Annotated in this window: 14 protein-coding genes and 1 pseudogene; 13 read left to right on the top strand and 2 right to left on the bottom strand. The window is 39.4% G+C overall.

The window, feature by feature from the left end; genetic code table 11:
• The first annotated feature begins 78 nt into the window (after positions 1-78).
• From MHB40_RS09015 to MHB40_RS09025, 3 genes are read left to right on the top strand one after another with little or no spacing between them, the layout of a single operon-like run.
• Positions 79-789, top strand: coding sequence for a cytochrome c biogenesis protein CcdA (locus MHB40_RS09015; protein WP_342534346.1), 711 nt, complete (start codon positions 79-81; stop codon positions 787-789).
• Between the two features lie 52 nt (positions 790-841).
• Positions 842-1210 carry a response regulator gene (locus MHB40_RS09020; RefSeq protein ID WP_279381281.1) on the top strand — a complete coding sequence of 123 codons (369 nt, stop codon included), beginning with the start codon at positions 842-844 and terminating at the stop codon, positions 1208-1210.
• Positions 1211-1236: 26 nt separating this feature from the next.
• Entirely contained in the window at positions 1237-1731 is a 495-nt protein-coding gene (locus tag MHB40_RS09025; RefSeq protein WP_205442679.1) for a cytochrome c biogenesis protein CcdC, read from the top strand.
• A gap of 793 nt (positions 1732-2524) precedes the next feature.
• Here MHB40_RS09025 and MHB40_RS09030 read toward each other — a convergent pair.
• Positions 2525-2953 (bottom strand): DUF2621 domain-containing protein, encoded by a 429-nt coding sequence (locus MHB40_RS09030; protein ID WP_205447381.1) that lies wholly within the window; start codon positions 2951-2953, stop codon positions 2525-2527.
• A 121-nt stretch (positions 2954-3074) separates the two neighbouring features.
• Between MHB40_RS09030 and MHB40_RS09035 the strand changes: the two genes are divergently transcribed.
• From MHB40_RS09035 to MHB40_RS09065, 7 genes are all read left to right on the top strand, one after another.
• A complete protein-coding gene (locus tag MHB40_RS09035) occupies positions 3075-3290 on the top strand; it encodes a DUF1659 domain-containing protein (protein ID WP_342443205.1) in 216 nt (71 codons plus the stop codon).
• A 14-nt stretch (positions 3291-3304) separates the two neighbouring features.
• Entirely contained in the window at positions 3305-3529 is a 225-nt protein-coding gene (locus MHB40_RS09040; protein WP_342443206.1) for a DUF2922 domain-containing protein, read from the top strand.
• A 65-nt stretch (positions 3530-3594) separates the two neighbouring features.
• Positions 3595-3717, top strand: coding sequence for a YvrJ family protein (locus MHB40_RS09045; protein ID WP_004229459.1), 123 nt, complete (start codon positions 3595-3597; stop codon positions 3715-3717).
• A gap of 104 nt (positions 3718-3821) precedes the next feature.
• Positions 3822-4430: an SCO family protein gene (locus tag MHB40_RS09050; protein WP_342443207.1), complete on the top strand. Its 609-nt coding sequence runs from the start codon at positions 3822-3824 to the stop codon at positions 4428-4430.
• A gap of 114 nt (positions 4431-4544) precedes the next feature.
• On the top strand, positions 4545-5060 hold the full coding sequence (locus tag MHB40_RS09055; RefSeq protein ID WP_342534347.1) for a sigma-70 family RNA polymerase sigma factor: 516 nt from the start codon (positions 4545-4547) through the stop codon (positions 5058-5060).
• The gene (locus tag MHB40_RS09060; RefSeq protein ID WP_342443209.1) at positions 5053-5934 is read left to right on the top strand and encodes a hypothetical protein; all 882 of its coding nucleotides are present in this window, start codon (positions 5053-5055) and stop codon (positions 5932-5934) included. Before MHB40_RS09055 ends, MHB40_RS09060 begins: the two co-directional genes overlap by 8 nt.
• Positions 5935-5997: 63 nt before the next feature.
• A complete protein-coding gene (locus MHB40_RS09065; RefSeq protein ID WP_205442686.1) occupies positions 5998-6534 on the top strand; it encodes a DUF1572 family protein in 537 nt (178 codons plus the stop codon).
• A 41-nt stretch (positions 6535-6575) separates the two neighbouring features.
• Here the strand turns inward: MHB40_RS09065 and MHB40_RS09070 are convergent.
• A pseudogene (locus MHB40_RS09070) lies at positions 6576-7130 on the bottom strand (delta-aminolevulinic acid dehydratase).
• A gap of 95 nt (positions 7131-7225) precedes the next feature.
• Between MHB40_RS09070 and MHB40_RS09075 the strand changes: the two are divergent.
• From MHB40_RS09075 to MHB40_RS09085, 3 genes are all read left to right on the top strand, one after another.
• Positions 7226-8047 (top strand): hypothetical protein, encoded by an 822-nt coding sequence (locus MHB40_RS09075; RefSeq protein WP_342534348.1) that lies wholly within the window; start codon positions 7226-7228, stop codon positions 8045-8047.
• 155 nt (positions 8048-8202) lie between these two features.
• Positions 8203-9882: a methyl-accepting chemotaxis protein gene (locus MHB40_RS09080; RefSeq protein WP_342534349.1), complete on the top strand. Its 1680-nt coding sequence runs from the start codon at positions 8203-8205 to the stop codon at positions 9880-9882.
• A 166-nt stretch (positions 9883-10048) separates the two neighbouring features.
• Positions 10049-12010: a methyl-accepting chemotaxis protein gene (locus tag MHB40_RS09085; RefSeq protein ID WP_342534350.1), complete on the top strand. Its 1962-nt coding sequence runs from the start codon at positions 10049-10051 to the stop codon at positions 12008-12010.
• Positions 12011-12038: the final 28 nt, after the last annotated feature.

Here is a 12038-nt window from a genome sequence, read left to right on the forward strand (position 1 = left end):
TTCACAAACTAGAAGGGCGCTTTTTATTTTGTTTTTTGGTACGATGGATGCAGTAACTGTAAGGAGCGATTAAAAAATATGGGATCTGATATTAACGTATTTTTAGCTTTTGGTGCAGGGTTCTTAAGTTTTATTTCACCATGTACTCTCCCACTGTATCCAGCATTTTTATCGTACATAACGGGTATGACATTAGATGAGCTAAAATCAGAAAAAGGTATGCTACAAAAACGTGCCATTTTCCACACACTATTCTTTTTACTAGGGTTTTCCATTATCTTTATCATTATTGGACTAAGTGCTTCATTTGCAGCAGAATTCTTCCTCAATTATCAAACATTATTACGACAGGTTGGAGCGATCTTAATCGTCGTATTCGGTTTAATGATTGTAGGGTTATTGCAAATAGACTTCTTAATGAAGGATCGAAAGTTCCAATTTAAAAATAGACCATCTGGCTATTTTGGGTCCGTCTTAATTGGTATTGCCTTTGCGGCAGGCTGGACACCATGTACAGGACCAATCCTTGCATCGATTATTATGCTAGCAAGTACAAATCCAGGTGCGGGCTTTAGCTATATGTTTGCGTATTATTTAGGGTTCGCAATTCCATTCTTCATGTTATCTTTCTTTATTTCACGCATGACATGGATTCGTACACACAGCCAGAAGATTGTAAAAATCGGCGGGTACATCATGATTGCCGTTGGGATTTTATTATTCTTTGATGGCTTAACGTATATTACACGCGTTTTACAACCTATTTTCGGTGGATTTACAGGCTTTTAATTTGTTAAACTAAAGAGGCATACCGAACTTTAACGTGGAGGGAGATGAACATGTGCCTACAGTTTTAGTAGTGGATGATACGCTTTTTATGCGTGTTGCAATCAGTAATATGTTTACAGAATGGGGCTATGAAGTAGTCGGTAAGGCAGTAAATGGTAAGGAAGCTGTGGCGATGTATCGTGAGTTACAACCAGACTTAGTGACAATGGATGTAACGATGCCCGTTATGACAGGTATTGCAGCCGTAAAAAAAATCGTCCCAGAATTTCCAGATGCAAAAATCATTATGGTAACAGCATTAGGGCAGCAAAAATTAATCGTCGAGGCGATTGAGAGTGGGGCAAAGGATTTTATCACAAAGCCTTTCGAACCAGAGAGATTGAAGGCTGTAGCTGATCAATTACTTGGACAAAATTGTTAATTAGACATTAGAGGAGGATTTTTTTTATGTTAAGCAGTATCCCTTCTCACTATTATGTTATAGGGTCGACCATTATGGCCATTCTTATGGGGAGCTTTGTAATGGTCATACGAATGAGAGCTTCCAAAATGCCGACAAATGAGAAGAAAATTATTATTCCACCAATAGCGATGTCTTCCGGTGCACTGATGTTTTTATTCGAACAATTCCGTGTGCCACCGATGCAAATTTTAGAGGCAACCGCGGTAGGAATGGTGTTCTCGATAATATTAATTGCCACTTCAAAATTTGAAGTAAGGGGTCGAGATATTTATTTAAAACGATCAAAAGCATTCGCATTTATATTAATCGGTTTGTTAATATTCCGAGTGGTGGCGAAAATGATTTTAAGTAGCTCCATCGATGTCGGTGAATTAGCAGGTATGTTCTGGATATTAGCCTTTGCCATGTTAGTACCTTGGCGTATCGCGATGCTCATCCAGTTTAAAAAAGTCAAAAAAACAATCCCAAAACTACACTAGTGCTGAAGCTAGTGTAGTTTTTTTGTGCTTCAATCAGATAAAACTAGTAAAGAGAAGGATAGAGTAGCAAAGTGTGGATAGGAATCCAAATGTAGAGGATAAAACTAGCAAAGTGGAGGATAGCATCATAAAAGTAGAGGATAGAACCTCAGAAGTAGCGGATAGAAAAGTAAAGCGTGGATAGGAGTCCAAATGTGGAGGATAAAACTAGGAAAGTGAAGGATAACATCTAAAAAGTAGAGGATAGAACCTCAGAAGTGGAGGATAGAAAAGCAAAGCGTGGATAGGAGTCCAAATGTAGAGGATAAAACTAGCAAAGTGGAGGATAACATCATAAAAGTAGCGGATAGAACCTCAAAAGTAGAGGATAGAGCAGCAAAGCGTGGATAGAAGTCCAAATGTAGAGGATAAAACTAGCAAAGTGGAGGATAGCATCATAAAAGTAGCGGATAGAACCTCAAATGTAGAGGATAGAAAAGTAAAGCGTGGATAGAAGTCCAAATGTAGAGGATAAAACTAGGAAAGTGAAGGATAACATCTCAGAAGTGGAGGATAGAAAAGCAAAGCGTGGATAGAAGTCCAAATGTAGAGAATAAAACTAGCAAAGTGAAGGATAACATCTCAAAAGTAGAGGATAGAGCAGCACAGCGTGGATAGAAATCCAAATGTAGAGGATAAACTTAGCAAAAATAAAGGATAGCATCTCAAAAAAACAGGTTAAAACGCCCAACAACGATCGATAGCATCCCGAAGCTACGTAAAAACGCTGCACAAACCTTTGTGCAGCGTTTACTTATTCGAATAAATGTTCATAGGGGGAGATGTCAATTTGCATTTGCTCTAATTTTTTGCGTAAAAATTTGTGGTCGCGTTTTGGTGTTGCTTGAATATAGCCGCGAATAATGAGGTCATTGTTAATGGCAGCTGCTTTTTCCTCTAATGCAAGCTCGCCAATTTTTCCTGCTATTTTTTCCTTAGCCACTTGTCTAAAAAGCTCTGGGACAGGGCTTACGAGTTCATAGAGTAAATCTTTTTCAGCTTGTCCCCACAAGTGAACGGTTTTATCTAAATAATATTCTTGCCAATCTAAATCTGATTTTCCATCCTGCTTTGGGAGTGCCTTAAGGAATTTGCGGAACATGAAGAATCCGCCAATAGCCATCAATGAAATGAGGACGACAACCCAAAATAAAATAAACCATAAAAACCAACCTTGTAACAAATCGTTCACCTCTTTGCCTTCTCTCACTCTATTATAAAAGCTTCTGAAAAAAAATTCATCCTTAATGTCCCTTTTTTAGCAATTCGCCATTATATAGTGTGCAGAAGGGAGGTGATGCTTGATGGCTAACATTAACTTTGTAAATGCTACACTGCGTCTCAAGTATGTGGATGGCTATGATGAGAACAATGAGCCTACGTTTACAACGAAATTGTATCGAAATGTGAACAACACACATGGCGCGGACGATTTGCTAGCTGTTGCTCATGCCATTGCTAGTCTTTCATCACAGTCACTGGATGGCATTGCTAAGCAGGAAACACACGATTTATCTTAAGGAGGGATTACAGAATGACACAAGTTCTAGAGTTACAATTCGTAACAACTGATGGGAAAACGACAACTCTTTCGATTGATGCACCCAAGCCGAATATCACAGTGACTGAAATTCAGCAGGCAATGGCAACGATCATGGCTAAAAATGTTTTTACTGGGCAAGGTGGTGCTCTGTCAGCCATCAAGGGAGCCCGTATTGTAGATCGTCAAGTAACAGAATTTGAAGTAGCAACAGAATAATTCAAAAATGGTCTTTGCAATGAGCAGTGCAAAGACCATTTTTAGCGTAAGAGAGGAGGAGACGAATGGAACAGTGGTTGAACATGATATCCGATATCGGTTTTCCGATTTTGGTGTCATTTTATTTATTGCACCGCGTCGAAGTAAAGCTTGATGCGATTCATGCTGCACTCGTTTCATTAAAATGAAATGGATTTCACAAAGATGTACGAAAGCTGTCACTTAGAAGTTCTTGTCAACGCTTACAACCTACGTTAGGATGGGGATAGTGTAGGTTAGGGAGAGTGTTGACATGAAACGTAAATTAATAGGGCTAGTGTTGCTTTTAGCCTGTGCATCTGTGCTAGGCGCATGTGGAAATTCAAAATTTAAAGCAGATTATAGTCTGGAAATACCCGATTTTGAACATGTTAATCAACGTGGTGAAACGGTTTCACTTGAAAGCTTAAAAGGTAAGCCTTGGATTGGCATGTATATTTTCACAAACTGTGTGTCTATCTGCCCGCCCATGTCATTAAACATGGCACAAGTCCAAGAAAAGCTTCAGAAAAAAGGCGTAGAGGACTATAATATCGTTGCCTTCTCAGTAGATCCAGACGTTGATCAACCAGATGTGTTAGCGGATTATCTTAGTAAATACAATGTTCCAGATGAATCTAAATGGAACCTTCTGACAGGGTATTCACAGAAATATATCGAACAATTTGCGGTAAAAAATACAAAGATTTTAGTGAAAAACGACCCTAACAGTGACCAAGTCATTCATGGTAATCAATTTTTCTTAGTCGATAAAGATGGTGAACTCGTCAAAATGTATAATGGCTATGCTGAAAATATTGAAGATGTACCGATTGATACGATAGCATCTGATATTGAAACATATATTGATGAAAATTTATAAAGTAACAATAAACCGTCTCAAATGGTTGAGGCGGTTTTTTATGCGCTTTTCTATTTGGAAAAATAATCTTTTTCTGGTTGGGAGTCGTTTATAGTGTAGAAGGAGGGAGAAGGCATGTCTGATAATGAAAAATTAGAGCAGCTAATGGCTATACATACGGAGCAATTGTTTCGAATTGCTTATTACTATACAAAGGATTTACAAATAGCCGAGGATATTGTGCAGGATGTTTTTATTAAGTTCTATCATCAAAAACACTATGAGGAACGAGGAGAGATGAAGGCGTACTTAGCTCGCATGACAATCAATAAATGCAAGGATTACTTAAAAAGCTGGGCATACAGAAAAATTACATTGCAACATAAGTTTTTTACCAAACAAAAATCAACTTTGCAGGACACACTAATTCGTCAAGATGAACAAGCTCTGTTAGATGATGCTATTTTAAGCTTACCTCTTAAGCAACGAGAAGCGATTGTCTATTTATATTTGGAGGAGATGACGATTAAAGAGATTGCGGAGTTACTTGCGATTCCTGAAGGTACTGTGAAATCACGCTTAAAGAAAGGAAAGGAGCTATTAAAAGGAGAGTTACAACATATTGAGTGGGAGGTGCTTTTCCATGGATAAGCATACAATGCAGGTACTACAAGATGTTACAGCACATAAAGAGGCAATCATTCAAAAGGTTCGACAGCAAATTCAGCAAGAGCCTACGATGTCCAAGTCGAAGTGGACATATCGTGCTGTTACGATGATGATTACCTGCTCTATTTTATTTTTCATTGCCTGGCAAGCCGCAAAACCGATGGATGAGCTGGCGACACAGGATGAAGGGGAAACATCTACATTCACGGATTTATTTCAAACAGAAGTGGAGGGAAAAGACACAGCATACAGTAATTTTCTTCCACTTGCTAATTATTTAAGTCAGGCAAAACATATCCAATATTATGCACCACTTCAAGGTTTAGAGGCAATGCAATCAGTAGCAACATCGCTGGAGGACGTCGTTCATTTCATTGAACCTGAAAATTTGCCATTTCAACCAAATATTCAGGAGGTCTATGCGGTATCAGCAAAAATGGAGGATGGTAGCAAACAAACACAATTTCAATTTAGCTATAAAGAAAAATCCTCCACTGGGGTGGATTTACAATTTATTAATTTTACCGTGACAAATGTAAAGTATAATCCCTTAGCGAGCTATGTGAAGTCCAAAAATATGGAGGAAACGCTAGGGATGAAAGTTTCGAATATAGGCTTAAATTTTATGAATCCTCTGTATTATCGGGAGATGTCACCAGAGCGAGGTTATGTATATACTTATTATAATTACGATGAAGCGGATAAGCGAATCTTTCAAATGACGACTAGAGCCAATGAGTTTTATTCTTACTATAACGGCTATGTCTATCATATCGGGTATCAACTTGATGGGGACCCACAGGAGGTTCAAGAAAAAATGGCGATCCTTGCAAGAGATTTTATTGTTAACGATTAATTAATGAGACATTCGCTTTGACCTATTATAGAATGATAGAAAAGAGGGGATGGAGATTTGGCTATGACGATTGCGCAAACCTATTTACAAGTTGTCCAGAAAAGATTTCAAAGTGTCAAAGAGCTAGGGGATAAAGCGCTTGCCCAATTAGAAGAGGCACAACTGCACTGGGCATATAACGAAGAATCCAATAGTATCGCAGTGATTGTGAAGCATGTAAGTGGGAATATGATTTCCCGCTGGACCGATTTTTTAACGACAGATGGAGAAAAGCCTACGAGAAATCGAGATGATGAGTTTGAGGATAGTCTTCACAGCAAAGAAGCGATCATTTCAGCTTGGGACAAGGGCTGGCAAGTGTTTTTAGAGGCCTTGGCGAGTTTAACAGAATCTGATTTGCAAGGGGATGTCACGATTAGAGGGGAGCGGCTAGCGGTCATCGATGCCATTGAAAGACAAATGGCGCATTATGCACAGCACGTCGGTCAAATCATTTATATCGCGAAACAGGTAAAGGGCACTGATTGGCAAACACTCAGTATTCCTAAAGGACAGTCACAGGCTTTTACGGAAGCCATGCTAGACAAACATCAACATTAATGAAGAAAGATCGTAGCCAGTAGTAGGTGCTACGATCTTTTTTATGCAAAATACAGCTTGTACATGGCTGTTTCGGTATCGATCGCTTGAGCGAGTTCAAACGCTTCCTGCTGATTTCTATGATTTGTGATTATCTCATAGAAAAAGCGGATCAGAAACATGAGATTGGCGTTACCCTCTATATCATCATCAGGTGCTAAGTAGGAATGACAGCCACTCTCTAAAAAGGCTGTCGCTAGCTGCTGCCAACCTCATGTACAGCCTGCCGCAATGACCTTGACACCCTGTAGCTGACAATAGGTTAAGATATCCTGTGGTTCAAAATAGATACGCCTTGGTTCATTTTCTTCATATACCTCTTCTCCTAACTCAGGTAGACAAAATCGCCCTTCATCGTCGTGAAAATTCAATAGCAAATAATCCATTTTGTGAGACAGATCATTTCCAGATAAAATGTCAATTAAATCATTTGGTCTGCCAATTAAATCAAGTGTCACTCTTGCACCAAAGGATTCCATTGCCGCTCGAATGGCCATGGATTCAAAATCACAATCAGGACCGACTACTAAATGTACGTATAATTCTGGTTTACTCATGCTTCATCCTCTCTATTTTAAGTAGAGTTGAAACTTATTGAGGGAGTAAACCGTATATTACAATAATTACTATATATGACAAAGGAGGTGAAAGCATGCACAAGGGAGGCTATATTTATACACTTATACTAGGCATTATCCTTAGTTTAAGCACACTACTACTCTTCATTTACAATGAAAGGCAACGGGAGGAGCTAGTACCACTGCAGCATAGTCCCATTCAATCCATTGAAGAGGCTTGGTATTTATCTGGGAGTAATGGCAAAGAGCAACATTTGTATCCATTAAAGCAAGTGTTCTATGTCGATCGCTATGAGGTGAAAGATATAGATCGCCTTCAGCAAGTTTTACAGACGAAAAAGGACCCTAGCAGTCGACCAGCCAACAATTCTTTAGTAAGTGATTTATACATACGCTTCCATAATGGCAAGGAAACGGCCTTGAAGGTAATAGTCGAGGATGAACGATGCTTCCTAATGGATCAGAAGACGAAACAGTATTATGAGCTGCAAGCGCAAGAAGCTGTGGATTATTTTCGTTTGTTGAATGAGGAAAGCGCAATGCCGTGGCTATTATTTATTGTTTATACGATTATATTTTTTAGTCTTGTCTTTATGCTTGCAAAGAAACTAACAGGCGCTAAATCTACAGAGAAAGAAAGCATTCCCATCAATCTGAAGGGCAAGCGATCACTAGCAGATTCTATTTATCCAGCCATCTTGCCCTTGGTCATCACATTTTCTTTGCAGATTTATGGGGCTCAGCATAGCTTACTATTACTGAGTGCGATTATGCTGACTTCAGGCATTCGGGAGTTTGTAGAAAAAAGAGGTCATTTTCTGAAAATACTCCTGCTTCTTCCGCTCTTTTGGTGTTATCTTTACGGTTTTCAAATGATTTATTCCTATTTCAACTAGCGAAATAGTGGATATTATTGTCAATAGATTGGAGGCGAAGTTCTCATTATTGTTAAATTTTAGCGATAGTTTATGAGGAGAGGCATAGATTTTATAGGCTAATAGATTCAGGTAGGCTATACTCAAGTGGATTATAGAAGAATAGAGGGAATCATATGAGACTAACTGTGGAACGGAAATTGCAAATTGCTTTTGGTATTGTCCTCGTCTTTTTACTGCTTATTTCAGGCATTGCTATGTACTACTTGAATAATAATAATCAGACATTAGCAGAAATCGAAGACAATACGGAATTAATCCATTTATATCAAGATATCTCGTTCCAAACTGTACGAGCGAATGCGGCTATTCGTGGGTATATGTTATATGGCAAGGAAGAAATGCTCAACAATCATCATGAAATCCGCAATACCTTACATACGTCAATTAATCGACTTCAAGAAATAGGCGATAACAATCAAGATTTTGACCAATTTTTATTGCAGCTTGCCGATTGGGAAAAGGCCATAGATGGGCAGATTGTGCCACTTTATCAACGTGGAGATCACCAACAAGCACAACAAATGGCTTTACCGATTCTAGGAGAAGGCTCTCAGAAATTGGTTGTCTTTGGAAAGACGATGGCAACGGCTCAACAGGAAGACATGCTAGCACATATTGAAGCTACCAAGCAAAAAGGAGAAAAAAGTGGCATCGAAATTATGACTCTAGCGGCCATTTCTCTTTTAATAAGTATCATCATTGCGACAATATTTGGTAGACGAATCGCAAAAAATATTCAACAAACAGTGGTTGAAATGGATAAGTTTTCAGAAGGTAATTTGCATACGCATTTACAATTTAAAACGCAGGATGAGTTTGCACATTTAGCTGATTCCTTCAATAGTATGTCAGAGAAACTTCGGCTGATGATGAAACAAGTCGGAAACTCCTCCGAGCAAGTAGCCGCGACATCAGAACAGCTAACGGCAAGTAGCATGGAGGTTACACAGGCGACAGAGGTGGTAACAGAATCTATTCATGATATTGCGCAAGGTATTGATCAGCAGGATACTTTAACAGGGGATGTACGAAATTTATCTGCCCATATTTTGAAGAAAATGAATGATATTTCTGCAAGCATACAAAGCGTGAATCAGGCAACAGTTGACACGAAAAATATGGCAAATACAGGTCGTTCTTCTGTGCATGATGTGACAGCGCAAATGAATGAAATCTCTGCCAATACAAGTGAGCTTAACACACGGGTGCAAGATTTAGATGACAATACGGCGGCGATTGTATCAGCGGTAAATGTCATTAAGAGTATTGCAACACAGACCAATTTACTGGCAATCAATGCCTCTATTGAAGCGGCAAGAAGCGGGGAGCATGGAAAAGGCTTTGCGGTTGTGGCAGAGGAAGTCCGTAAGCTAGCAGATGAGTCAAATCTTGCTGCCGTCGATATAGAAAAAGTAGTGGCCCAAATCACCGATAGCACGAGAATTATCGAAGAAGATATGGTCAACAGTAATGATTCTGTCCATGTAGGTCGTGAAAAGGTCAATGTGGCAAGAGATAATTTTATACAAATCGATGATGCGATTAATGATGTACAAGCACAGACCGAGGTAGTAACCGCAGCCATTCGAACAATCCATCATGATATTGAAAAGTTAGTGCAAGAAATCGACTATATTAGTGAAGTGTCGATGAAATCAAGCCATCATGTGCAAAGTGTTGCAGCCTCTTCAGAGGAGCAAAATGCGGCTATGGAGGAGGTGGCAGCAGCCTCTACCCATCTAGCAAAGATGGCGATAGACCTGCAAGAATCCATCCAGTCGTTTAAATACTAAATTCAACTGACCCCTGTCTCGTTACAGGGGTTTTTATTTGTCAATAAAGCCTGAATAATATGAAAATCGTAAAAATGTTGGAAAAAATTTTTTTCATCCGATAAAAGCTTTGGGAGAAATGTTAAGCAGATAAAGAGAGGGAGAGAAATAAAAAGGAGATTGATATATGAAGAAACTATTTAGCAGTTTTAAGGGCAAGCTTTATACGCTATTTGCGCTAGTATTACTAATCCCTGTCATATCTGTTGGGAGTTTGTCTTATTTATCTGCAAAAGACTCGATTGAAGAAGAAATCTTATTTAGTGCCAATGAAAGTGTAGGCATTTTAAATAAGCTCATTGACAAAACGATTAGTGAGAAAATGAGTGACATCAATGCGTTCAGTAGTGAAATAGATGCGCGCCAATATGAAGAAGCACAAGCATCGATGGTGTCTAAATTCCAGCAATATACAAAGCTGAATGCTGATGTGTTAAGTGTTTATATTGGCATGAATGACGGACGATTTACACAGGAGCCAAAATTGAATGGTGCAGACTATAATCCATTAGATCGAGATTGGTATAAAGAGGCGACAGCTTTAAAAGGAGAAACCTTGATTACCAACCCTTACAAGGATGCAGGAACGGGTGATATGGTGGTAACAGTTGCCAAGCAGACGAAAGATCATGCTGGGGTTGTGGCAATTGATATTAAGTTAACCGATCTTCAAAAAATTGCAGATTCTATTCGCATCGGAAAAAATGGTTATCCTTCTATTTTTGGAGAAGACAAGATGGTCATTTCACATCCTACCCTTGAAGCGGGAGGGGAGCTGAAAGAAAGCTTCCTTGATAAAATGTACGAAAGTCCATCAGGTACGTATGAGTATGTCTTTAATGGCGATGATCGTCTATTATTCTATACGACAAATGAACTGACGAATTGGAAAATAACAGGAACAATTTTTGCTAAAGAAATTGATGAGTCCGCTTCCTCGATCCTATATCATACAATTCTTGTCCTCATAGCTGCAATTATCATCAGTACCATCATCTTTTATTTTGTAATGAAGGCTGTCATTAAACCCATTAAAGCCCTAAAGGATAGTGCTGTTACAATCAGCAAAGGTGACCTCACGGAAATGGTAACAATTACGTCGAAAGATGAGATTGGTCAATTAGGTCAAGCCTTTAATGATATGCAAGAAAGCTTACGGACACTGATTCAAAAAATCGAACAAAACGCAGAGGAGGTTGCTTCTTCAGCAGAAGAGCTAACCGCCAATGCCAATCAAACTAGCATTGCAACAGAAAAAGTGGCGATTTCCATTCAGGATGTTGCCACAAGCGCTGATTCTCAAACGATTAGTGCCAATAAAAATGCAGCTTCATTACATGAGCTTGCTACTGCCATTCTGCATATTGCAGAAATCTCCTCTGCTGTGACAGACCTTTCACAGCACGCCACATTACAGGCGGACGAGGGAGGACAAGCTGTGCAAAATACGAAGGATCAAATGCAATCCATTCATTTATCCGTAGCAGATTCCAATGCGAAAATCCAGACGTTGCATGAACGTTCTCAGCAAATTACATCTATTTTAGATGTGATTACAAGCATTGCAGATCAAACCAATTTACTGGCCCTAAATGCAGCCATTGAGGCAGCAAGAGCGGGTGAACATGGGAAAGGCTTTGCAGTCGTGGCAGACGAAGTGCGCAAGCTAGCAGAGCAATCACAGGAATCAGCCAAACAAATATTTGAGCTTATCCGAGGTATTCAGCAAGAAACGGAGCAATCTGTCAGTATTATGGCGAAGGTTACAGAGGATGTGCAAAGTGGTTTGCATATTTCCGATGAAGCCATTGCGAAATTCCAAGTCATTATGACAAGTATGAATGAAATTACCCCGAAAATGGAGGAGGTATCTTCCGCCTCTGAGCAAATGTCAGCAGGAGTTCAGGAGGTAGCAGCAGTAACTGAAGATTTGGCATTCTCCGCGAAGGGCAATGCAGCGGCGTCTGAGGATGTAGCAGCTTCAACAGAGGAGCAATTAGCCTCAATGGAGGAAATCAATGCCTCTGCGCAAGCACTCGCACATATGGCCGATGAATTAAAGCTGCTGATTAGTCAGTTTAAATATTAACGCACAACGCCACTCCAATTTTCGGAGT

Origin of the sequence: Lysinibacillus sp. FSL K6-0057 (assembly GCF_038630885.1) — a bacterium.
GTDB classification, from domain to species: domain Bacteria; phylum Bacillota; class Bacilli; order Bacillales_A; family Planococcaceae; genus Lysinibacillus; species Lysinibacillus fusiformis_F.

Excerpts from the sequence above, each read along its gene's own strand:
- MHB40_RS09015 (WP_342534346.1), top strand. The coding sequence starts at position 79 with ATGGGATCTGATATTAACGTATTTTTAGCTTTTGGTGCAGGGTTCTTA.
- MHB40_RS09025 (WP_205442679.1), top strand. The coding sequence starts at position 1,237 with ATGTTAAGCAGTATCCCTTCTCACTATTATGTTATAGGGTCGACCATT.
- MHB40_RS09035 (WP_342443205.1), top strand. The coding sequence starts at position 3,075 with ATGGCTAACATTAACTTTGTAAATGCTACACTGCGTCTCAAGTATGTG.
- MHB40_RS09040 (WP_342443206.1), top strand. The coding sequence starts at position 3,305 with ATGACACAAGTTCTAGAGTTACAATTCGTAACAACTGATGGGAAAACG.
- MHB40_RS09045 (WP_004229459.1), top strand. The coding sequence starts at position 3,595 with ATGGAACAGTGGTTGAACATGATATCCGATATCGGTTTTCCGATTTTG.
- MHB40_RS09050 (WP_342443207.1), top strand. The coding sequence starts at position 3,822 with ATGAAACGTAAATTAATAGGGCTAGTGTTGCTTTTAGCCTGTGCATCT.
- MHB40_RS09055 (WP_342534347.1), top strand. The coding sequence starts at position 4,545 with ATGTCTGATAATGAAAAATTAGAGCAGCTAATGGCTATACATACGGAG.
- MHB40_RS09060 (WP_342443209.1), top strand. The coding sequence starts at position 5,053 with ATGGATAAGCATACAATGCAGGTACTACAAGATGTTACAGCACATAAA.
- MHB40_RS09065 (WP_205442686.1), top strand. The coding sequence starts at position 5,998 with ATGACGATTGCGCAAACCTATTTACAAGTTGTCCAGAAAAGATTTCAA.
- MHB40_RS09075 (WP_342534348.1), top strand. The coding sequence starts at position 7,226 with ATGCACAAGGGAGGCTATATTTATACACTTATACTAGGCATTATCCTT.
- MHB40_RS09080 (WP_342534349.1), top strand. The coding sequence starts at position 8,203 with ATGAGACTAACTGTGGAACGGAAATTGCAAATTGCTTTTGGTATTGTC.
- MHB40_RS09085 (WP_342534350.1), top strand. The coding sequence starts at position 10,049 with ATGAAGAAACTATTTAGCAGTTTTAAGGGCAAGCTTTATACGCTATTT.